At 34.0% G+C, this 21,152-nt stretch carries 20 protein-coding genes; 14 read left to right on the forward strand and 6 right to left on the reverse strand.

Features of this window, described 5'->3' with window-relative positions; all coding sequences use genetic code 11:
* The first annotated feature begins 179 nt into the window (after nucleotides 1–179).
* Both OM075_RS21575 and OM075_RS21580 read left to right on the forward strand, forming a co-directional pair.
* Nucleotides 180–920 carry a helix-turn-helix domain-containing protein gene (locus OM075_RS21575; RefSeq protein WP_301192630.1) on the forward strand — a complete coding sequence of 247 codons (741 nt, stop codon included), beginning with the start codon at nucleotides 180–182 and terminating at the stop codon, nucleotides 918–920.
* 264 nt (nucleotides 921–1,184) lie between these two features.
* Nucleotides 1,185–1,913: an energy transducer TonB gene (locus OM075_RS21580; RefSeq protein WP_301192631.1), complete on the forward strand. Its 729-nt coding sequence runs from the start codon at nucleotides 1,185–1,187 to the stop codon at nucleotides 1,911–1,913.
* 90 nt (nucleotides 1,914–2,003) lie between these two features.
* Here the strand turns inward: OM075_RS21580 and OM075_RS21585 are convergent, their stop codons facing one another.
* Together OM075_RS21585 and OM075_RS21590 are read right to left on the reverse strand one after the other, a co-directional pair.
* Nucleotides 2,004–2,678 carry a hypothetical protein gene (locus OM075_RS21585; RefSeq protein WP_301192632.1) on the reverse strand — a complete coding sequence of 225 codons (675 nt, stop codon included), beginning with the start codon at nucleotides 2,676–2,678 and terminating at the stop codon, nucleotides 2,004–2,006.
* Nucleotides 2,679–2,777: 99 nt separating this feature from the next.
* A complete protein-coding gene (locus OM075_RS21590) occupies nucleotides 2,778–3,245 on the reverse strand; it encodes a YehS family protein (protein WP_301192633.1) in 468 nt (155 codons plus the stop codon).
* A 166-nt stretch (nucleotides 3,246–3,411) separates the two neighbouring features.
* Between OM075_RS21590 and OM075_RS21595 the strand changes: the two genes are divergently transcribed.
* From OM075_RS21595 to queA, 5 genes are all read left to right on the forward strand, one after another.
* Entirely contained in the window at nucleotides 3,412–4,290 is an 879-nt protein-coding gene (locus OM075_RS21595) for a cell division protein FtsX (protein WP_301192634.1), read from the forward strand.
* A gap of 9 nt (nucleotides 4,291–4,299) precedes the next feature.
* Nucleotides 4,300–4,545: a DUF3098 domain-containing protein gene (locus tag OM075_RS21600; protein WP_301192635.1), complete on the forward strand. Its 246-nt coding sequence runs from the start codon at nucleotides 4,300–4,302 to the stop codon at nucleotides 4,543–4,545.
* 32 nt (nucleotides 4,546–4,577) lie between these two features.
* Complete coding sequence (locus tag OM075_RS21605) at nucleotides 4,578–5,369, forward strand: undecaprenyl-diphosphate phosphatase (RefSeq protein WP_301192636.1); 792 nt, start codon at nucleotides 4,578–4,580, stop codon at nucleotides 5,367–5,369.
* Between the two features lie 3 nt (nucleotides 5,370–5,372).
* Nucleotides 5,373–6,074 carry a tRNA pseudouridine(55) synthase TruB gene (gene truB, locus OM075_RS21610; RefSeq protein WP_301192637.1) on the forward strand — a complete coding sequence of 234 codons (702 nt, stop codon included), beginning with the start codon at nucleotides 5,373–5,375 and terminating at the stop codon, nucleotides 6,072–6,074.
* 153 nt (nucleotides 6,075–6,227) lie between these two features.
* Nucleotides 6,228–7,277, forward strand: a complete 1,050-nt coding sequence (queA, locus tag OM075_RS21615; protein ID WP_301192638.1) for a tRNA preQ1(34) S-adenosylmethionine ribosyltransferase-isomerase QueA — start codon at nucleotides 6,228–6,230, stop codon at nucleotides 7,275–7,277.
* 50 nt (nucleotides 7,278–7,327) lie between these two features.
* On the opposite strand, the gene OM075_RS21620 is transcribed toward queA, so the two are convergent.
* On the reverse strand, nucleotides 7,328–8,617 hold the full coding sequence (locus OM075_RS21620; RefSeq protein ID WP_301192639.1) for a cryptochrome/photolyase family protein: 1,290 nt from the start codon (nucleotides 8,615–8,617) through the stop codon (nucleotides 7,328–7,330).
* 172 nt (nucleotides 8,618–8,789) lie between these two features.
* On the opposite strand from OM075_RS21620, the gene OM075_RS21625 reads away from it, so the two are divergent.
* The 4 genes from OM075_RS21625 to OM075_RS21640 all read left to right on the forward strand — a co-directional run bounded on the left by OM075_RS21625 (nucleotide 8,790) and on the right by OM075_RS21640 (nucleotide 13,422).
* The gene (locus tag OM075_RS21625) at nucleotides 8,790–9,629 is read left to right on the forward strand and encodes a universal stress protein (RefSeq protein ID WP_301192640.1); all 840 of its coding nucleotides are present in this window, start codon (nucleotides 8,790–8,792) and stop codon (nucleotides 9,627–9,629) included.
* 64 nt (nucleotides 9,630–9,693) lie between these two features.
* A complete protein-coding gene (locus OM075_RS21630) occupies nucleotides 9,694–10,722 on the forward strand; it encodes a 6-phosphofructokinase (protein ID WP_301192641.1) in 1,029 nt (342 codons plus the stop codon).
* Nucleotides 10,723–10,803: 81 nt separating this feature from the next.
* Nucleotides 10,804–11,508, forward strand: coding sequence for a phosphoadenylyl-sulfate reductase (locus tag OM075_RS21635; RefSeq protein ID WP_301192642.1), 705 nt, complete (start codon nucleotides 10,804–10,806; stop codon nucleotides 11,506–11,508).
* A gap of 198 nt (nucleotides 11,509–11,706) precedes the next feature.
* Nucleotides 11,707–13,422, forward strand: coding sequence for a S41 family peptidase (locus OM075_RS21640; RefSeq protein ID WP_301192643.1), 1,716 nt, complete (start codon nucleotides 11,707–11,709; stop codon nucleotides 13,420–13,422).
* A gap of 84 nt (nucleotides 13,423–13,506) precedes the next feature.
* Here the strand turns inward: OM075_RS21640 and OM075_RS21645 are convergent, their stop codons facing one another.
* Nucleotides 13,507–14,019: a gamma carbonic anhydrase family protein gene (locus OM075_RS21645; RefSeq protein ID WP_301192644.1), complete on the reverse strand. Its 513-nt coding sequence runs from the start codon at nucleotides 14,017–14,019 to the stop codon at nucleotides 13,507–13,509.
* A 447-nt stretch (nucleotides 14,020–14,466) separates the two neighbouring features.
* On the opposite strand from OM075_RS21645, the gene OM075_RS21650 reads away from it, so the two are divergent.
* The 3 genes from OM075_RS21650 to OM075_RS21660 all read left to right on the forward strand — a co-directional run bounded on the left by OM075_RS21650 (nucleotide 14,467) and on the right by OM075_RS21660 (nucleotide 18,343).
* Nucleotides 14,467–16,314, forward strand: coding sequence for a 2-oxoacid:acceptor oxidoreductase subunit alpha (locus tag OM075_RS21650; RefSeq protein WP_301192645.1), 1,848 nt, complete (start codon nucleotides 14,467–14,469; stop codon nucleotides 16,312–16,314).
* Between the two features lie 3 nt (nucleotides 16,315–16,317).
* Nucleotides 16,318–17,337 (forward strand): 2-oxoacid:ferredoxin oxidoreductase subunit beta, encoded by a 1,020-nt coding sequence (locus tag OM075_RS21655; RefSeq protein ID WP_301192646.1) that lies wholly within the window; start codon nucleotides 16,318–16,320, stop codon nucleotides 17,335–17,337.
* Nucleotides 17,338–17,656: 319 nt separating this feature from the next.
* The gene (locus OM075_RS21660; RefSeq protein WP_301192647.1) at nucleotides 17,657–18,343 is read left to right on the forward strand and encodes a head GIN domain-containing protein; all 687 of its coding nucleotides are present in this window, start codon (nucleotides 17,657–17,659) and stop codon (nucleotides 18,341–18,343) included.
* A gap of 69 nt (nucleotides 18,344–18,412) precedes the next feature.
* Here OM075_RS21660 and OM075_RS21665 read toward each other — a convergent pair whose 3' ends face one another.
* Together OM075_RS21665 and OM075_RS21670 are read right to left on the reverse strand one after the other, a co-directional pair.
* Complete coding sequence (locus OM075_RS21665; protein ID WP_301192648.1) at nucleotides 18,413–18,862, reverse strand: GNAT family N-acetyltransferase; 450 nt, start codon at nucleotides 18,860–18,862, stop codon at nucleotides 18,413–18,415.
* 33 nt (nucleotides 18,863–18,895) lie between these two features.
* Nucleotides 18,896–20,803 (reverse strand): DUF8459 domain-containing protein, encoded by a 1,908-nt coding sequence (locus tag OM075_RS21670; RefSeq protein WP_301192649.1) that lies wholly within the window; start codon nucleotides 20,801–20,803, stop codon nucleotides 18,896–18,898.
* Between the last annotated feature and the right edge of the window lie 349 nt (nucleotides 20,804–21,152).

Genomic DNA, 21,152 nt, shown 5'->3' on the forward strand with positions numbered 1-21,152 from the left:
ATTCTTTGAACCATATGATCAAAGTTAAGATTTTTAGAAGCTAAAGCAAGATGCACTAAAGTGCATAGTTTTAACTACTTTTGAGACCAATAAAATTCCCGATTTTAAAAGTAAAGGTCAGGAGATAAACAACATCAGATATGGATAATTTTTTATTCACCTACTAATTCTTTTACCGTATGAACTTCTCTATAAAAAATTACAGCGAGCTGATTAATTATCTTAATCAAATCTGGTCTGACATTGATTATTCAAAATTACTCAATACACCTGATTACAACCTAAATAATTGCAATAATCCACTTTGTTTCAGTAATCAGTTTTATTGTTTTATAAAAGCACCTCATCTTAATTACATTTCCTTTTCTCAAAATATCTCATCTATTATTGGAGTTGAAGACACAAACATGCACTTAAAAGATTTCTTAAAAAAGATCCATCTGAAAGATCAGGAAAAAGTAATTAAATCATATTGTAAAACATTCTACAACTTAAAGCAAAACTATCATAACCTGAAACCATTAAAATGCCTGTCTCTAATTGATTTTTACATTAGAAAAGAAACCGGAGAATACATTAAATTACTACAACAAACCTGTATCTATAATTTCAATAGATACAGCAAGGAATTAATACTACTTTTTATATTTACTGATATTACAGACTTAACACCCCACTTTTTTATCAATCAATCCACTTCTTCATCAGCTAATCATAAAGCTTTAGATTTATTTACCAAAAGAGAGCTGGAGATTTTAGATCTACTTAGCAATGGAAAAAGTAGTCATGAAATTGCAGATGACCTGAGTATTAGCAAGCATACGGTGGATACTCACAGAAGAAAGATGCTATCAAAATCGAAATTAGGCAACACTGCTGAGTTAATTGCCTATACATTTTCAAAAGATTTTGTGCAATAAACAATCTATTGTGTTAAAGTATGTTAATGTAATTTTAAAACCGTACACATCTTTTGCCTGACACACAGCACATAAACACCTATTGTTCAGTATCGTATATGGACAAAATTAAAATCATATTGTAATTTTATACTGTCTTTAATTTTCTACCTCAGCATAAATACTGTCGTCATTAATTTAAACGTAGTCATACAAAACAAAAGGCTTGTTTGTGTAAATGCAATTTGAAATAAAATTGATGTTTTACTAAAAAATGAATACGTTATGGAAAAGCTAGGTTTATTAACAGGATTATTACTAGTGGCAGGATTAACTTTTGCTCAAGTTACAAAATTAGAAGAAACTACTGTTGAACCTCCTAAATTTGTTGGTCAACAAATCATGGATTCTGATGAAGAAATGACCTCCTCTCCTATTTGCTATTATTTAAAAAACAATTTACAAAGCCAGAATTACTCTGAAGAAGGTGTTGTTACAGTGTTATTTACCATAAACCCAGATGGAACCTTATCAAACTTCACTGTTAAAAACTCCGTTGATGCAACCAACGACAATGCTGTTTTAAACTGTTTAAAAAGCACATCAGGTCTTTGGCAAGCCGGACGAGTAAACGGAACACCTGTTGAAATGGAAAAGGAAATTTACGTTCATTTTGTAAATCCATCCACTACTTCATTGGAAGAATTAGCTCAAGAGAATATTATGGCTGCCATCAATAAAGTTGAAACTGCCAAAAACGTAAAAAATTCAATAAGATTATCGGCTGAAAAGGCAAACAAAAAAGCTACTCGTAAATTACACTCTGCTCTTTATTATTTAGATGAAGCTACAAAGTATCAACCTGAAGAAGCTTCCATTATTTTTTGGCAAGCCTGTGCTTACGACGAGTTAGGCAATGAAATAAGAAGAGCAGAAAAACTAAATCAGTTTATGGAAATGGTAGACTTACAATATCAAGCCCAAGTTGAATCTGTAAGTATTTTCTTAAACTAAGAAGAACCCCTAATATGGAATATTATATTCCCCTGATTATCATAAATCAGGGGATTTTTTTGTGTTACTTGAGAAAGCAAATTTTGAAAACTACAATTTCTGAAATAAATATTCAGGTTGTAATTCTGGATTAAGAGAAGCTAAATAATCCTGAATCTTGCTAGGTGTCAGATAGATTTCTCTTTTTAACTTTTTGTACTTGTGACAAGCATTAGAATCATACAATACCGTATGAGCCCAATCGTGCAACTGCCAGCCTAATCCCCTATCAATGGTCATTTGATCAATTTCTTTCTCAAACTTAGCTTTACTTCTTTTATTGGTATAACTAACCAGTCGTTTAAAGATTCCCCAAATTCCTTTTTCAGAATAATCAATAAAGTGAGAAAATTCATGCGCTAAAACGCCTATTTGAGCATTGTAAGAAACTGAAGACAATTCAATGCTACTGTCTTTTTTTGCACTATTGATTCTCACTACATATCTTCTGTTTTCTTTTTTCTTAAAAAGCAACGAAAATATTGTTGGACGTGCGTTTAATGTAGTTTTAATATTCTCATATTTAAATTTAATATGAGTATTTTTCAATTCAGGAAAATACGCAAGAGCATGATAAATTGATTTCTCAAATTCGGGTAAAACATTTTTGTTCTCTCCCATTTGTTCCTCAATCAACTTAACTTCCTTTTGTGTTAATGGCTTAAATTCCCGTTCTATTTTTTGCTGTCCTAAAACCATTCCAGCATTTAACCCCGCTAAAATCATAATCAACCTGCACATATAAATTAAACATCTCTGCTGTAGTGATGTATTTAACTGTAAAGTGCCTTCTATTGTTACATTTTTAATTTTCTTTAACAACTATCACTCAATATCTTTTCGGTATTTCTTTTGAATACCAAATAAGAATTTACGTAATATTTGATCTTTACACATCCTAAACTGATTTTGATCCGGCTTACGGAAAAAGGCACTTAACTCATGCTTGCTGACTTTCATGTCAACCAAATCCAATATTTCAAGCATATCTTCATCTTTTAATGAGAGTGCAATTTTTAACTTACGTAAAACCTGGTTATTGTTTAGTTTCTTTTCGTTTTTAATTTCCTTTCCCTCCTGCTTTCCTCTTTTTAAAACAATTAATCCATTTAAAAAGGCAGACAAGTATGAATCAATGATTGTTTTAAATTCCTCGTCTGTATCCTTTTTTAGCCAATCACTCACCTGTGCCCTGGTTACCTTTTCATTTCCCAACGAAAAAATTTTAATCATGGTATCATCGTTAAAATCAAAAGTAAAACGCAGACTTCTTAAAACAATATTATTATTCATAACTATTCTCGGATTTATTAATGAGTGCAAACTTACAAAACCTTATATCAAATACTTGTATTTTAATTTATTTATCGACTGAAAATACTTTTTACTATCTTTACGCCGATTACGCACCTGTGAAAAAATGGGATTTATCGTTTAATCAGCGCATCAGTTGAGTATTATGGGAAAAAAAGATAGCCAGCAAACAAGAAGACAACTTCGAAATTCATACCTAACTACTGTAATAAGCATAGCGTTAGTATTATTTTTACTGGGAGCTGTTGGTTACCTGATGCTAAATGCACAACGACTTTCAAATTATGTAAAAGAAAACATTGGTTTTAATATTGTTTTAAAAGATAACGTTAGAGATGCAGAAGTAAGAAGACTTCAAAAATATCTGGACGCATCTTCATACGTAAAATCCACTGAATATATTGATAAAGAAAGAGCTGCAGAGGAATTAAAGAAGCAATTAGGTGAAGACTTTGTTGATTTTCTTGGTTACAACCCATTACTCTCTTCAATTGAAGTAAAGCTGTTTGCCGAATTTGCAAATCCGGATAGTATTAAAAAGGTTGAAGAAGTATTCGTTTCATTTCCTCAGGTTAAGGAAGTTTTTTATCAGAAGAATTTGATTCAGAAGGTTAATGATAATGTTAATAAAATCAGTTTTGTTTTATTGGGATTCAGTGCCCTCTTACTATTAATAGCCATTGCTTTAATTAACAACACTATCCGTTTATCCGTTTACTCAAAACGCTTTTTAATAAACACAATGCAACTGGTTGGTGCCACCAAAGGATTTATACGACAGCCATTTATCAGCACAAGTTTGTTACACGGCTTTATTGGTGCTGTTTTAGCCAATGGATTACTGGCCGGAGGAGTTTACATACTGCATAGAGAATTAGGTGGTTTTATAGGATTTGACAACATCGAACTTATTGGTATTTTATTTGTAATAGTAATCGTGATTGGTATGTTACTTTCTTTTGTATCTACCTTTTTTGCTGTTAACAAATATCTAAGATTAAAAACCGATCAATTATATTTTTAATAATTAATTATGTCGAGCAATAAACAAGAAAAGAAATTTGAATTTGCACTTTCAAAACAAAACTATATGCTAATGGCAATAGGATTTGCTGTAGTTATTTTAGGTTTTATTTTAATGATTGGTGGAGGAAGTGATGATCCTAATGTATTTAACGAGGACATCTATGGTTTTCAAAGAACTACACTGGCACCAATGGTTGTTTTATTAGGTTTCATTTTCGAGATCTATGCTATCATGAAAAAACCAAAGCAATAGTTTTACTTATAATTTAATTTCCACAATATTTTATGACTTGGTTTGAAGCTTTAATCCTTGGAATTATTCAGGGATTAACGGAGTTTTTGCCCGTAAGCAGTAGCGGGCACTTAGAAATTGGCAAGCAGACTTTAGGGGTTGAAGCCCCTGATAACCTTACCTTTACTGTTGTTGTTCATGGTGCAACTGTACTTAGTACCATATTTATTTTCAGAAAAGATTTAGCCAATTTAATCACAGGGTTTTTCAACTTTTCGTGGAACGAAGAAACGCAATACCTATTTAAAATTGCGGTTAGTATGATACCGATTGGTATTGTAGGTGTTTTCTTTAAAGATTACGTTGAAGAACTTTTTAATACCGATAAAATTTTATTGCTCGTAGGAATTATGTTACTGATTACAGCAGCCCTACTAGCATTTACTTTTTATGCTAAAGCCAAAGAAAAAGACATTTCTTTTAAAGATGCTTTTATCATAGGTATTGCTCAAACTATTGCAGTATTACCTGGAATCTCAAGATCCGGATCAACCATTGCTACCGGATTATTGTTAGGTAACAAACGAGAAGCTGTAGCACGTTTTTCTTTTTTAATGGTGCTAATCCCAATCTTAGGTGAGAATGTTTTAAGTGTACTTAAAGATGATGTAACAGCAACAAGTAGTATTGGAGCTATTCCATTGACAATTGGTTTTATAAGTGCATTTATTTCAGGCTTACTTGCCTGTAAAGCAATGATTAATCTGGTAAAAAAAGGTAAATTAATATATTTTGCGTTGTACTGCGCCATTGTAGGTGCAATTGCAATAATTTGGGGACTATAATAGATGGAAGATAAAATTATTGAAGGATATAATTTTAAAGAGGGAGAGGTGTTATTATTTGACAAACCATATGAATGGACCTCATTTAATTTAGTGAGCAAAGTAAGAAAGCAAATCTGTACTGCTCTTGGCGTAAAAAAATTGAAGGTTGGACATGCCGGAACTTTAGATCCATTGGCCACAGGCTTACTGATTGTTTGCACCGGTAAAGCAACTAAAACAATCGACAGCTATCAGGCTGAAGAAAAAGAATATGTTACCACTTTAAAGCTGGGAGCTACTACCCCATCTTTTGATTTGGAAACAGAAATAGACGAGAAATTCCCGACTGAACATATTACCCGAGAATTAATTGACCAAACGCTAAAAGACTTTATTGGGGAACTGGATCAAATTCCACCAGCATTTTCAGCTGTTAAAGTACAAGGAAAGCGTGCATATGAATACGCACGCGATGGTAAAGATCCGGAATTAAAACCCAAAAAACTTATTATTAAAGAAATTGAGGTACTTAATTTTGAATCTACCGAACTTACTTTACGTATTGTTTGCAGTAAAGGAACCTATATTAGAGGTTTAGCCAGAGATATTGGTAAAGCACTTAATAGCGGAGCTCATCTAATTGCTTTAAAAAGAACTCGTATCGGGAAGTATCTCAACTCTGATGCCATGCCTCTGGAGGCTCTTGAAAAAATATTAAAATAAAATGTAACCTTTACTAAATTGCCCCGTATAAGGTTGCTTTGTGCGTTTTTTGCTTTACATTTGCAAAAAGTATTTGATATCAATCACTTTATAGGTGTTTTGATATGATTTGAAATAAAATATAATCTGAATTAATTATAAACGGATTTCCATATGAAGTTATCAAAGTTTAAGTACAACTTACCTGAGGAACTAATTGCCCTACACCCAACTCAAAACCGTGATGAATCAAGAATGATGGTTATTGACAAAAAGACAGGAGCCATTGAACACAAACTTTTTAAAGATCTTATTGAGTATTTTGACGAAAAAGACGTGATGATATTCAATAACACAAAAGTTTTTCCTGCTAGACTTTATGGAAACAAAGAAAAAACCGGAGCTGAGATTGAAGTATTTTTATTACGTGAATTAAATCGCGAACAAAAACTTTGGGATGTTTTAGTTGATCCGGCAAGAAAAATAAGAATTGGTAACAAACTTTACTTTGGCGATGATGATGAAATGGTTGCTGAAGTAATTGACAATACTACATCAAGAGGACGTACACTACGTTTCTTACATGATGGACCATACGATGAGTTTAAAGATGCTTTATTTGCACTAGGTGAAACTCCTCTTCCTAAAACAATTAACCGTAAGGTAGAACCTGAAGACAGAGATAGATATCAAACTATTTATGCAAAGCACGAAGGTGCTGTAGCTGCTCCTACTGCAGGTATGCACTTTAGTCGTGAATTAATGAAACGCCTTGAAATAATTGGTGTTGACTTTGCTGAAATTACACTTCATGTAGGTTTAGGTAACTTCCGTACTGTTGACGTGGAAGATTTAACCAAGCATAAAATGGATTCAGAGCAGATCTTTATTACAGACGAAGCTTGTGATATTATTAATGCAGGTAAAGATGCTAAGAAAAGAATTTGTGCAGTAGGAACAACAGTAATGAGAACTATTGAAAGTTCTGTTTCTACATTTGGACACGTTAAACCATTTGAAGGATGGACTAACAAGTTTATCTTCCCTCCTTATGACTTTAGCGTTGCTAATTGTATGATTTCAAACTTCCACTTACCATTATCTACTTTAATGATGATGACAGCTGCTTTTGCAGGTTATGATCATTTAATACATGCTTATAAAGTAGCTGTTAAAGAAAAGTACAGATTTGGACCTTATGGTGATGCAATGTTAATCATCTAAGCATACTTAAAGATATACAAAAGCCACATCCGATTAAGATGTGGCTTTTTTTATTTTACAGCGTTCTTATAAGCCTCTAAAACTCTTTTCCTGGCAAAATCATGATCGATAATTGGCTGTCCATAAGCCAATGTTCCATATTCAGGCACCCATTTAATAACATACTCCGACTTTGAATCAAACTTTTTATGCTGAGTCATAGGATTAAAGACTCTAAAATAAGGAGCTGCATCACAGCCTGATCCGGCAACCCATTGCCAGTTTCCGTTATTTGCAGCAAACTCATAATCGCATAATTTTGAAGCAAAATAAGCTTCACCCCACCTCCAGTCAATTAACAGGTGCTTACATAAAAAACTAGCAGCTACCATTCTTACTCTGTTATGCATATATCCAGTAGCATTTAGCTCCCTCATTCCTGCATCAACCATCGGGTACCCTGTTTTCCCTTCCTGCCATTTCTTAAACTTAGCCTCATCATTTTCCCACTTAATAAAATCATATTTCTTTTTAAAACTGCCATCAATTACATACGGGAAATGATACAAAATCTGAATAAAAAATTCTCGCCAGATTAGGGCACTTAGAAAAACCGGATCAGTATTTATAACCGAGAGTACTATCTTCCGAATACTAATCGTTCCGTGTCTTAAATGAGGACCTAAAAAACTCCCGGTATCCATACCAGGAAAATCTCTGGTTGAACCGAATTCATTAATATGATCAAGTGTGAAATCTTTCACCTCAAAATCACATGCTGTAATTCCTAAATCATCCAATGAAGGCATCTCAGCTTTAAATTGATAAAAATTACTTGCTGCAGAACCAGCCTCCAATTGTGTTAAATCCAACTGTTGGAGCCATTTGTTTTTGTAGGAAGTGAATACCTGATAAGGAGTACCATCTACTTTTAAAACCTCATTGGGTTCAAAAATAACATGATCTTTAAACAACTCAAATCTCACATGGTTATTTGTACAAAGTTCATCAACCTTTCGATCTCTGCTTATTGTATATGGCTCATATTCTTTATTTGCAAATATGGCTTTAACATTGAATTTCTGTAGTATTCCCTTAAATACAGTAACCGGATTACCTGCTGTAATAAGTACAGAACTACCTTGTTTACCCAATGTTTCATTAAGCTTTTTCAGTTGCTGATAAACAAAATTTAATCCCGGATCATATATAGATTTGTTTTTAACTAACCCATCATCAAAGATGTAAACTAGCAAAATCGGATTACCATCCTTTGAGGCCATCTCAATGGCTTTATTATCCTCTAATCGAATATCTCTGCGTAACCATACGACATTAACAGTCTGACTATTTTCTATCATAACTTAAATTAAAACACCTTTCTTTAAACTAAATGTACCAATTAGTTTACTATGGCTCATATTTTATTTAAATTTATAAACATTACAACTACAGGTTTTCAATTTAGTTCATTCAAAATTGAAACTCACAAAGGGTTAAAAATATCTATTATTCATCAAAAGGAGATGCAACATGTATATTCGATTTTTAATTCCCATAAATTTTGAACCTTATACCTTGAATGCCATAAACTATAGCTCTCTGCTTGCGGAGAAATTTCAGGGAGAGATTACCTTACTTCATGTTTTTACTCCTTATTTTGATGAAAATGAAGAGACCGACGACAATCATAAAAGATTATCAACTATTGAGGATACCTACAATGAATTAGAAAACATTAAAGACCAGACCATAAAAGATTTTAACAATCCAAATATCACCATAAAAACTAAGGTAATAGAAGGTTATCCCGAGGATGCTATTCCTTTATTTTGCACAGATTATAGTCCTGATTTAATTGTAATGGGAACCAAAAGCAAAGGTGAAACCATTAAAGAACTCTTAGGAAGCGTTACATTGGATATCATCAGAAACGTAAACTTTCCGGTACTTGCAGTTCCTACCGACTACGATCTGAATCTGAATAAATTAAACAACATATTATTTTTAACAGACTTTTGTAAGGGAGAATATACCTCACTACACAAGTTAGTTCGTTTAACCATGTCTTTTAACACAGTCATTCATAATGTTCAGTATCATCCGGAAGGAAAAGAAAAGGCAGATGTAAACTTACTCAACGAATATTTGGAATACTGTGCTACAACCTATCGGAACCAAAAGATGGAAGCTGAATTTATTTATGGCGATGATGTGCTTCAGGCAGCTACCGAATATATTAAAAACACAGATATCGATTTATTGGCAATTACAAGAAAGAAAAGAAATGTAATATCGAAGTTACTGCACCCCAGCATTACAAAAACAATGCTTTTTAACATTGATATACCCATGTTATTCTTTCATCAGTAGATGATTTCTTTCTTTAAATATATTTTTAAATTAAATTTACGCATTCAATTAAATCACAATAATCATGACTGATAAAAAAACAAAAATAGGAATTCTATCCGCAGGTGGTGACTGTCCAGGTATCAATGCTGCAATTCGAGGGGTAGGAAAAACTGCTATTGTTCAATATGGAATGGAAGTAATTGGTATCTCTAATGGATTTAGTGGATTAATTGACAGAGATTACGAACCTCTTACTGAAGACAAGTTATCAGGTATCTTAACTTTAGGAGGTACAATTCTTGGAACCTCAAGAATGAAACCTTTTAAACCTCAGGAAGGAGATACTGTTGAAGATAAACCCCAGGTAATTATAGAAAATTACGAACTGCTAGGACTGGATGCTTTAGTTTGTATTGGTGGTAATGGTACTCAAAAAACAGCAAATCTTCTTTCAAAGGAAGGATTAAATGTTGTGGGGATTCCAAAGACTATTGATAATGATGTTTGGGGAACCGATGTTACTTTTGGATTTGATTCCGCAGTAAATATTGCTACCGATGCTATCGACCGTCTTCATACTACAGCCAACTCTCACAAACGGGTTATGGTAATTGAAGTTATGGGACATAATGCAGGATGGATTGCATTACATTCAGGTTTAGCTGCAGGTGGTGATGTAATTCTTTTACCTGAAATGGAGTATGATATGGATGTTGTAGCACAAACACTACTTACCAGAGCCGAAAAAGGAAAACCTTATTCAATAGTTGTTGTTGGTGAAGGTATTGGAACTCCTGGTAAAAAGAATGCTGCCAGATACATCAGTAAAGAAATTATGGATAGAACAGGCCTGGAAACAAGAGAAACAATTCTGGGTTATATTCAACGTGGAGGAAGCCCTTCACCAGCAGACAGAATATTGGCTACTCGATATGGAGCCTATGCTGCCAGTTTAATACATGAAAAGAAATTTGGTACCATGGTGTCTATAAAGGGAGGTGAAATTACATCTGTTCCTTTGGAAGAAGTTGGTGGAAAAACAAGATTAATTGAACCAGGTAACCACCTTGTTGAAAAAGCAGTCAACATGGGTGTTTGTTTTGGCAAATAAAATAATAGAAACATAAAAAACTAATTGCGGCTATTTTTGTTGTAGTACAAGAATAGCCGCTTTTTAAGCATTATACGATAAATGACAAAAGAAGAAATTTTAGAGCTGAACCAGAAGTATACTGATGCTGATCCAATAGAATTATTAACTTATTTTCTGGATAGATATCAGGATAAAATTGCTTTATCATCAAGTCTTGGTGCTGAAGACCAGGTTCTGACTCAAATGGTAACATCCATTAATAAAGACGCCCGAATTTTCACCTTAGATACAGGTAGACTATTTTCTGAAACTTATGAGTTAATAGACCGTACTTGTAAAAAGTATAAAACCAAGATTGAGGTTTTCTTCCCTAAATCAGAACCAGTTCAAAAAATGGTTCAGGCTAAAGGCATCAACCTGTTTTATGATAGTATTGAAAACCGTAAGGAATGCTGCTACAACAGAAAACTTGAGCCATTAAAAAGAGCTTTTGAAGGTTTAGATGTATGGATATGTGGGTTAAGAGCTGAACAATCAGTTACAAGAACTGACATTCAGGTCGTAGAATGGGATGAGAATAATAATCTGGTAAAAATTAATCCATTGGCAAAATGGACGGAGAAACAAGTTTGGGATTATATTAAAGAAAAAGGTATTCCATACAATCCTCTTCACGACAAAGGATATCCAAGTATTGGTTGCCAACCTTGTACAAGAGCAATATTGCCAGGTGAAGACATCAGAGCTGGAAGATGGTTCTGGGAAAATCCTGACACTAAAGAATGTGGATTACATAAAAAGTAAACAGAACTCAACGACTAGATAGGTTTGATCGTACAAATTTACAAACAGGAGAATGATCAAATTTATTGAAGCGTTTTATCTGACAATTAAAAGAAAATTTAAACACATGAAACGAGCCATGAGAAATTTTTTCTCAAACATGAAAATGATTGTTTTTTCGGCGAGTTCCATGTGGCAATTAAAAGAAAAGATAAACACATGAAAATATTCAAAAAACACAGCCGGCTAAAATGGATCAGTAGTGTACTGGTTGTTTTAGTACTTTCGGTTGGATTGGCTGGTTTTGTTAATGATGACGAGAGAAATTTCAGCATCGTTAAAAACCTCGATATCTTTTATACACTATTCAGAGAATTAAATACCTACTACGTTGACGAAACCAATCCGGAAAAGTTAATTAAAACAGGTATTGACAACATGCTTGAATCTTTAGATCCATATACTACCTATATTCCGGAAGATGATATGGAGGATTTTAAATTCATGACTACCGGTGAATACGGAGGTATGGGTTCCTTAATTTCCAAAAATGGCGATTACATTGTAATTGCAGAACCATACGAAGGTTTCCCTGCTCAAAAAGCTGGTTTAAAAGCCGGAGATAAGTTACTTGAAGTTAACGGAGTAAATGCTGTTGGTAAATCAAGTTCTGAAGTTAGCGAGATGCTAAAAGGTGCTCCAAATACACCATTAAAACTTAAGGTGGAACGTCCAGGAACAAGTAAGCCTTTAACAATTGAGCTGATCAGAGAAAAGATTGCCATCAACCCAGTACCTTATTATGGTATGGTAAATGATAAAACAGGCATCATCATCCTGAATAGTTTTACTCAGGATTGCTCCAAAGAAGTTGAGAAGGCATTGGTTGACCTTAAAGAAAATCAGGGTGCAGAAAGCATCATTCTTGACCTAAGAGGTAATCCCGGAGGTTTATTGGATGATGCCGTTAAAATTGTTAACCTGTTTGTTAAAAAGGGAGTTGAAGTGGTTTCAACCCGAGGTAAAATTAAACAATGGGACAAGGTTTACAGAGCTACATCAGAACCTGTAGATACCGTAATTCCTCTGGCTGTTTTAATTAGCAGGGGTTCTGCATCAGCATCAGAAATTGTTGCAGGTAGTATTCAGGATATGGACCGTGGCGTATTAATAGGACAACGTTCATTTGGAAAAGGATTAGTACAAACAACCCGCAATCTATCCTACAGTAGCAAATTAAAAGTTACTACAGCTAAATACTACATTCCAAGTGGAAGATGTATTCAGGCAGTGGATTACTCTCATAGAAACGAAGATGGAAGTGTTGGTTTGGTTCCTGATTCACTAATCAGAGAATTCAAGACTTTTGATGGTCGTTCTGTATTTGACGGTGGAGGTGTTTCGCCTGATGTTAAAGTTGATATAGAAAAATTTGGAAATATCTCATTTGCTTTAGTTGCTCAAAATACATTCTTCAATTTTGCTACTGATTTTTATGTGAAAAACAGTGAAATTCCGGCTCCAACAGAATTCAAAATTACAGATGAAATCTTCAAGGAATTTACCGATTACGTATTGGCTAAAGAAGATTTTAAATATGAATCTGCAACTCAGGATGCACTAAAAAAATTAAAAGACATCGCACAAAAAGAAGACTATTATGAAAAGTCGAAAACTGAGTTTGACCAGCTGGAAGAAATGCTAAAACTGGATGTTAAGAAAGACCTTAACATATTTAGAAAAGAAATTTCAGAGCTATTGGGTGCTGAGATCATTAAAAGATATTATTATCAAAAAGGAGCTATTAAATATAGCCTTCAGGATGATAAAGAATTAAAACAAGCTATTGAAATTTTAGATGATACCGCACGATACAACGGAATTTTAAATGGTAGTGTAATTAGTCATGCCGGAGATAAAAGAAGCATGAAATAATTTCAATTACTAAAGAAGATAATACAAGAAAGCCCGGCTAATCACCGGGCTTTTTCTTTTTTACTAACCTGAGGTAAATAAAAATTATTTATACCAACTTGAATACATCAAATAATTGTTGGCAATCTTTTCAATCATTTCTTTTGTTTGCTCAGGTTCAATATCCTTAACCTTTTTAGCAGGAACTCCGGCGTAAACACTATTTGGTTCAACAACTGTATTACTTAACACCAATGAGTTTGCTGCAATAATAGAATTACTTCCAATCACTGCATTATCTAAAATAGTTGCTCCCATACCTACAAGAACATCATTTTCAATTTTAGCGCCATGTATGGTTACATTATGCCCGATTGATACATTATCCCCTATCTCTAGGGTCGATTTTTGATAAAGCGTGTGTAATACAGAACCATCCTGAATATTTACTTTATTCCCTATTTTAATTGTATTTACATCCCCTCTTAAAACCGCATTAAACCAAACACTACAATCGTTTCCAATTTCCACATCTCCAACTATTGTAGCATTTTCAGCTAAAAAAACATTTTCGCCTATTTTAGGAGTAAACCCTCTTACTTCTTTAATTAAAGCCATAACTAATTATTTTATTTTCACGCAAAAATAAGCTTTTTAAAGCTATTTTGTGTGCTCTATTACATAGCTATAAAGCATCGATTCACAGCGATTGTTCAATTTTATTCGCATTTTACTATTTGTAAATATTTTTAATAAGAAAACTGAATTATTCTTATCATGCTAATAATCTTAACATAACGAACTTTGGATTAAATTTTGCTTAAAAATGTTTTTTATTAAAATATTGATATTCAATACTAAAAACTGATTTTAGTCAAGCATTTGTAAGTTATTCCTGCATTACCTTTACTTTAATATTTAACGACACATTTTACTTTAAGGTTATCCAATAAACAGAAACAAGATCTATTGCTTTTTTATACGAAATGCAGTGAGTCTTGTCTTTTTATATTAACTTAAAAGTGATATGAAAAATCCAGATATTTAAAAAGACACAAAATTATTATGGGCAGAAGTTCAAAAGTAATCGAACGCAATGAAGTGGTAGTTCGATTCTCAGGCGACTCCGGTGATGGAATGCAGCTAACTGGTACATTGTTTTCTAAAACCTCAGCTATTTTTGGAAACGATATTTCAACATTTCCTGATTATCCGGCAGAAATTAGAGCTCCTCAAGGAACAATTGGTGGAGTTTCAGGTTTCCAGGTTCATATCGGACACACAGAAGTATATACACCAGGTGATTATGCAGACGTATTGGTTGCGATGAATCCGGCCGCATTAAAGGCCAACTCCCGTTGGGTTAAGGCTGGTGGTACAATAATTATGGATGTGGACAGTTTTGATGAAAGAAACCTTGAAAAAGCAGGTTACAAAACTGACGATCCTATTGTTGAAGACAGACTTGGCGACTTTAACATTATCAAAGCTCCTATTACTACACTTACAAAAGAGAGTTTAAAGGATATGGGCCTTGATAATAAAAGTATACTACGTAGTAAAAACATGTATGCTTTAGGATTGGTTTACTGGTTATTCGACCGTCCTTTGGAACATACAGAAGAATATATCCGCAAAAAATTTGCAAAAAAACCCCTTGTTGTTGAAGCCAATTTAAAAGTACTAAAAGAAGGTTATAACTACGGTGTTATTATTCAGGCTGTAACACCTTCATACCATATTAACCCGGCATCCATTGAAAAAGGACGATACCGTAATTTAAATGGTAATACGGCTGTTGCATGGGGTTTGATTGCTGCCGCTCAAAAAGCAGGACTTGAATTATTTTTAGGCTCCTACCCTATTACTCCGGCTACTGAAATTCTTCAGGAACTTTCTGCACGAAAAGATTTGGGTGTAAAAGTGTTTCAGGCAGAAGATGAGATTGCTGGTATTTGTACTGCCATTGGAGCCAGTTTTGCCGGTGACTTAGCGGTAACTTCAACTTCAGGACCTGGATTGGCATTAAAAGGAGAAGCCATTGGTTTAGCAATTATTGCGGAACTACCTTTAGTTATTGTAAATGTTCAGCGTGGTGGGCCATCTACAGGTTTACCTACTAAAACAGAGCAAAGTGATTTAATGCAGGCTCTATACGGACGTAATGGTGAAAGTCCTTGCGTTGTTGTGGCTGCCTCATCTCCTATTAATTGCTTTGAATACGCTTTTTATGCTGCTAAAATTGCCGTTGAACACATGACTCCGGTTATTCTGTTAACAGATGGATTTTTAGCGAATGGTACACAACCATGGAAGATTCCGGATTTAAAAGACTATCCTGAAATTAAGCCTAAAAGGGTTACTACAGATCACGATGAATGGTTGCCTTACAAGCGAAGATCTGACACTTTAGTAAGATGCTGGGCTAAACCGGGAACTCCAAAATTAATGCACCAGATTGGTGGATTAGAAAAGGATGAATTAACCGGTGGTGTTTCATACGACGGTTTAAACCACCAGAAAATGGTTAATACCCGAGCTCAAAAAATCAAAAATATTGAAGACTATATTCCTGAACAAGACATTCTGGGATGCGAAGACAGCGACTTATTAGTAGTTGGCTGGGGCGGAACTTTTGGTCATTTATTTACTGCTGTTGATGAGTTAATTCACGAAGGTGTTAATGTGGCACTTGCTCATTTTAACTACATCAACCCTCTTCCAAAAAACACATACGAGGTTCTTAAAAAGTACAAGAAGGTGATTGTATGTGAATTAAACATGGGACAGTTTGCTAATTATTTACGCATGAATTTCCCTGATATACCATATCAACAATTTAACAAAGTACAAGGATTACCATTTACTATTGTTGAGTTAAAAGAGAAGTTTAAAAATTTATTGGAGGAGTAAATAATGAGTGAAAATTGCGAATTAAAATATACCGATTATAAAAGTAATTTAAATGTTAGATGGTGCCCCGGATGTGGTGACCATGCTATCTTAAATTCGGTTCAAAAAGCTATGGCCGAATTAAAAGTTGAACCTCATAACATTGCTGTTATATCAGGAATTGGATGTTCTTCACGATTCCCTTACTATATGAATACCTATGGTTTCCATACGATTCATGGTCGTGGAGCTGCTATAGCTTCAGGTGTTAAGGTGGCTAATCCAAACTTACATGTTTGGCAAATTACCGGTGATGGTGATGCTTTGGCTATTGGAGGAAACCATTTTATCCATTTAATACGCCGTAATATTGATATGAATGTGATCCTTTTTAACAACCAGATTTATGGTTTAACCAAAGGACAATATTCACCAACATCTAAAAGAGGATTTATTTCTAAATCGTCGCCATTTGGAACTGTGGAAGATCCTTTCCGTCCTGGATTGCTTGCCATTGGTGCAGGTGGTCAGTTCTTTGCCAGAACAATTGATAAAGAGCTGAAGCTTTCGGTTGAAATTATGACTGAAGCTGCCAAACATAAAGGAACATCTGTAATAGAAGTACTTCAGAACTGTGTGATTTATAACGACAAAACACACGAAGCTATTACTGATAAAAAATACAAGGCTGACAGAACCATTCTTTTACGTCATGGTGAAAAAATGATTTTTGGAGCCAATAATGATAAAGGTCTTGTGTTAGGTGAAGACATGAAATTAAAAGCAGTGACTATTGGACAAGATGGCTATACATTAGAAGACATTTTGGTTCATGATGCCTATGCTGAATTTCCTAACATTCACATGAAGCTGATTGCAATGGAATATCCGGAATTGCCAGTTGCTCTTGGAGTGATTAGATCTGTAGAAAGGCGCACTTATGAACAGGAAGTGAAAAAACAGGTTGAAGAAGTGCAGAACAGCACCAAAATTTCGAGCTTTGAAGATATGGTTAATTCAGGCGAAACCTGGGAAGTGAAATAAACTTACTTGATTTATATTTATTTAAAGGGGTGCAATGATGATTTAATAGTCTGATTGCACCTTTTTTATTTTACAAAAACAATCTTTTAACCACTTATTCAACTATTTCATTGTTTGTTAGCTCCTCAATTTGATATTAATCCGCATATATTGTAACTTCTCATCATAGTAAAGCGTCACACACTTGCAATTAAGATCGATATATATAATTCATTAATAATAACTATGATGAAACGATCATTTCAATTCTATTCAGGATGTTCTTTTTCAACCATGATTGAATTTGTTTGAGAGTTCAGGAAAATTTAAAATTAAACATATGAGAATTAGATTATTAACCCTTTGTATTGCTGTAGTAACAGCCACTTCCATCTTTGCACAGAATAAGGAAGTAAGAGAAACAAAATCATTTACTTCTGTTTCAGTAAGCTCCGGAATTGACGCTTTCCTTATACAAGGAGAACCTACTAAAGTTGAAGTGGAAGCCAATAAAAATTCACTACACCGTATTATTACCGAAGTAAAAGGAGAAACCCTTCACATCTATGTAAAAGGTAATTTTAGATGGAGTGCCAAGGACACCAAAAAAGTATATGTTACAGCCCCTACCTATAATAAAATAGATGCTTCAGGTGGTGCTGATGTGAAGAGTAACGGAACAATTAAAGAAGTTGATATGATCGTTATTTCTTCTGGAGGTGCTGATGTGTACTTAACTTCTGAAACACAATCGTTAAAATTAATTTGCAGCGGAGGTGCAGATATTTCTGTTAAGGGAAGTACCAATACTTTAGATGCCAATTGTTCTGGTGGCTCAGATATTGATGCAAAAAAACTAATGGCCAAATTTGCTGATGTGGTTGCATCCGGAGGAGCAGATATTGAAGTAAATGTTTCCGAAGAATTAAAGGCCAATGCCAGTGGCGGTGGAGACGTTCATTACACAGGCTCGCCTAAATTAAAAGATATTAACGAAAGTGGTGGTGGCGACGTCACCCGATTTTAATCATAAAACAAAAGTGTATAAGTTTGATAAGGCCTGGCTTTATCAAACTTTTTTTTATCTAATTAGTGGTCATACATTCTTCATAAAACAACGGCTGGTTTCCACATTAACATAGGGTTCATAATTAGGAATCAGCTGATAATTATTTTTCTCATAAAGTCTGATGGCTTCCGGCTGCTTAATACCAGTTTCTAAAATACATTTTTGGTAGCCCAACTCTAAAGTCCATTTTTCCAGCTCTGATAGCACCTTTGAAGCAATTCCTTTCCCCCTGTAATCCGGAAGTGTGTACATCCTTTTTATTTCCATGGTAGTATTATCAAACTGTTTAATGGCTCCACACGAAACGGGTATCTCATTTTCAAAAGCCACTACAACATGTTTTATCATATCGACTTTATTGTATTGGGCAAAAAAGGCATGATCCTCACCATCCCTTCTGGCCAAATCAGCATCTAAATGACTAACAAGTTCAATAAAATCTTTATGCTCAGAATTGGTTCTTAATATGGAAATCATCTTAATTCAACTTTATCATTTTGTCTGATAACCTTACTCTTTTGAGTTTGTATTGATGCCTGACGGACCATTCTCCGCGGCGTTTACATGAACATTAAATCCAGGTGTTTTATAATCTTCAGGTAAATAATCCTCTGGAATAGTAGTTTTGTTACCATCTCTGGCTGCTCTGTAATGTGGCGATAGTATTTCAATTCCTCTCTCGTTACAAACATCCTGAATATTCTGATGCAAAAGACTATAAATCACAGCCTGCTTACTGGCCTCTCTAACGTAAGCATTCACCTGATAGCTCACATAAAAATCATCCAGACTGGTTTGTAAAACAAAAGGCAACGGCTCTTTCATAACCATATCTGTACGCAAAGCTGCATCAATTAATGCCTGGTGCATATCTTTCCATGGCACATCGTAACCAATGGTAACTGAAGTATGGATAATTAATCCTGTGTCTTTAGCGCCAATACTGTAATTAATGGTATTTCCGGTTAAAACCGATGAATTAGGAATGGTTATAATCTCGTTTTTAATGGTTTTTATGCGAGTTACTAATAATGTTTTTTCTATAATATCACCTGTAGCTTCACCGATTTTAATACGATCTCCTATTTGAAAAGGACGCATGTAAGTAATCACAATACCAGCCACCATGTTAGCTATGGCAGATGATGATCCTAATGAAAATAATATACCGATAAATACAGAAACCCCCTTAAAAATTGTAGAGTCTGATCCCGGTAATTTTGGAAAGATTAGCACAAACATAAATGCATACAGCAAAAAACGAATGATACTATAAGTGGGCATGGCCCAATCGGCATGAAAACCTGAAATAACTAATTTCTCAGTTTCTATTTCACGGAAAATATACTTTACAAACTTAATTACATACTTCATTACAAAGTAAATAACCAAAATAGCGAACAGGTTAGGCAGATAATCCCACACTGCAAATAATATACTTTTAAAAGGAGACCAGATTAAATGAAACAAAGTATCAGCCCAGTCTCTTGAAAAAGGAAATATACTAAAGATAATAGGTAAGGTAATATAAAGCAATAAAATATATATAAACCATTTAACTGCACGCACAAAAAGCAAAAGTACTTGTAGTTCCTGATCGGCTTTTATAAAAGTATAATCCTTAAATGATAAATCTCTGAGCCATATATCTTTCTTAACATCAATATATTTTAATAGGATTGAATAGCCCTTGCCAATTAACCAGATAATAAAACGGGCAATAACAATGACTAAGAGAACCATTCCGATACGGCCCAAAATTTTAAGCAAACTGTTTTCTTCTTTGGCCTTGATTATGGATGCTTTAATGGTTTCTTTAAAGTCCTCGGCTAATACTGATGTGCTTTTACCATACCAAATTCCATCATTCTCAGACACACTCATTAAAATGATTTCGCCATAAACAATATCAAAGGTATTCTCTGATTTTGTTACAGAAATTGAATCTGGGTTGAGAAAGTCATCCTCATACAGTTTTTCTATTTTACGAGAGATATTTAAGGCTCTTTCAGCCGGTGTTGAAGCGCCTATTTTTGAATAAACCACAAAGAGCGTATCTTCTAAAACTCCAATTACAGGATACCCTTTTGCTGTATTTCGCAAGGAATTAATTTGGTCTTTTTTGTCTGTAATGCGCTTCTGTTCGTTTTCCTCAATGGTTTTAAGCTGATTGATTAAATCTTCTTTTTGTATGTTATCGGTGGTTTTTAGCTTTATCAACTGCGATTCCAGCTCTGACTTTTTTATGGAATCAACCAAACGCTGCTTTTCAACTTCCAAAAGCTTTTCCTGGTATTCTTTTAATACCGCAATGTTAATGGAATCATTTTTTTGTACCAGACTATCTGCTTGTCCGTAAGTAATTGAAGTAATAAGAAATAGTATAAACGATACTATAATTATATGTGTGTTCTTCATATTTCCTGTCAATAGATTAATCGCAATATCTTTCAATTTTGAAATTAAATCAAATCTAATGCAATTTTTTATTTAATTGACGGGTAATATCCTGGTTTAATATAACAGACAGAATTAACAGATATACATGTCAATGATTTACAGCTCGCTTTTATTAGACAGGATTTACAGAATTGACAGGATGAAATTTAATACTTGTAGAATATGTTATCCACGCGTGAGGAAACGCGAGGCAGCATTATGAAGCCATTATATAAACAACAAAGCGAGACGCTTTTCTCTACAATCCTGTTAATCTTGTTAATCCTGTCCTAAGACAATGATGTATCTGGTCTTTGATTTACAGCTT

Source organism: Plebeiibacterium sediminum, assembly GCF_026013605.1.
GTDB classification, from domain to species: domain Bacteria; phylum Bacteroidota; class Bacteroidia; order Bacteroidales; family Marinilabiliaceae; genus Saccharicrinis; species Saccharicrinis sediminus.

Coding starts and splice junctions, on each gene's coding strand:
- OM075_RS21575 (WP_301192630.1), top strand. CDS start 180: ATGAACTTCTCTATAAAAAATTACAGCGAGCTGATTAATTATCTTAAT.
- OM075_RS21580 (WP_301192631.1), top strand. CDS start 1,185: ATGGAAAAGCTAGGTTTATTAACAGGATTATTACTAGTGGCAGGATTA.
- OM075_RS21585 (WP_301192632.1), bottom strand. CDS start 2,678: ATGATTTTAGCGGGGTTAAATGCTGGAATGGTTTTAGGACAGCAAAAA.
- OM075_RS21590 (WP_301192633.1), bottom strand. CDS start 3,245: ATGAATAATAATATTGTTTTAAGAAGTCTGCGTTTTACTTTTGATTTT.
- OM075_RS21595 (WP_301192634.1), top strand. CDS start 3,412: ATGGGAAAAAAAGATAGCCAGCAAACAAGAAGACAACTTCGAAATTCA.
- OM075_RS21600 (WP_301192635.1), top strand. CDS start 4,300: ATGTCGAGCAATAAACAAGAAAAGAAATTTGAATTTGCACTTTCAAAA.
- OM075_RS21605 (WP_301192636.1), top strand. CDS start 4,578: ATGACTTGGTTTGAAGCTTTAATCCTTGGAATTATTCAGGGATTAACG.
- truB (WP_301192637.1), top strand. CDS start 5,373: ATGGAAGATAAAATTATTGAAGGATATAATTTTAAAGAGGGAGAGGTG.
- queA (WP_301192638.1), top strand. CDS start 6,228: ATGAAGTTATCAAAGTTTAAGTACAACTTACCTGAGGAACTAATTGCC.
- OM075_RS21620 (WP_301192639.1), bottom strand. CDS start 8,617: ATGATAGAAAATAGTCAGACTGTTAATGTCGTATGGTTACGCAGAGAT.
- OM075_RS21625 (WP_301192640.1), top strand. CDS start 8,790: ATGTATATTCGATTTTTAATTCCCATAAATTTTGAACCTTATACCTTG.
- OM075_RS21630 (WP_301192641.1), top strand. CDS start 9,694: ATGACTGATAAAAAAACAAAAATAGGAATTCTATCCGCAGGTGGTGAC.
- OM075_RS21635 (WP_301192642.1), top strand. CDS start 10,804: ATGACAAAAGAAGAAATTTTAGAGCTGAACCAGAAGTATACTGATGCT.
- OM075_RS21640 (WP_301192643.1), top strand. CDS start 11,707: ATGAAAATATTCAAAAAACACAGCCGGCTAAAATGGATCAGTAGTGTA.
- OM075_RS21645 (WP_301192644.1), bottom strand. CDS start 14,019: ATGGCTTTAATTAAAGAAGTAAGAGGGTTTACTCCTAAAATAGGCGAA.
- OM075_RS21650 (WP_301192645.1), top strand. CDS start 14,467: ATGGGCAGAAGTTCAAAAGTAATCGAACGCAATGAAGTGGTAGTTCGA.
- OM075_RS21655 (WP_301192646.1), top strand. CDS start 16,318: ATGAGTGAAAATTGCGAATTAAAATATACCGATTATAAAAGTAATTTA.
- OM075_RS21660 (WP_301192647.1), top strand. CDS start 17,657: ATGAGAATTAGATTATTAACCCTTTGTATTGCTGTAGTAACAGCCACT.
- OM075_RS21665 (WP_301192648.1), bottom strand. CDS start 18,862: ATGATTTCCATATTAAGAACCAATTCTGAGCATAAAGATTTTATTGAA.
- OM075_RS21670 (WP_301192649.1), bottom strand. CDS start 20,803: ATGAAGAACACACATATAATTATAGTATCGTTTATACTATTTCTTATT.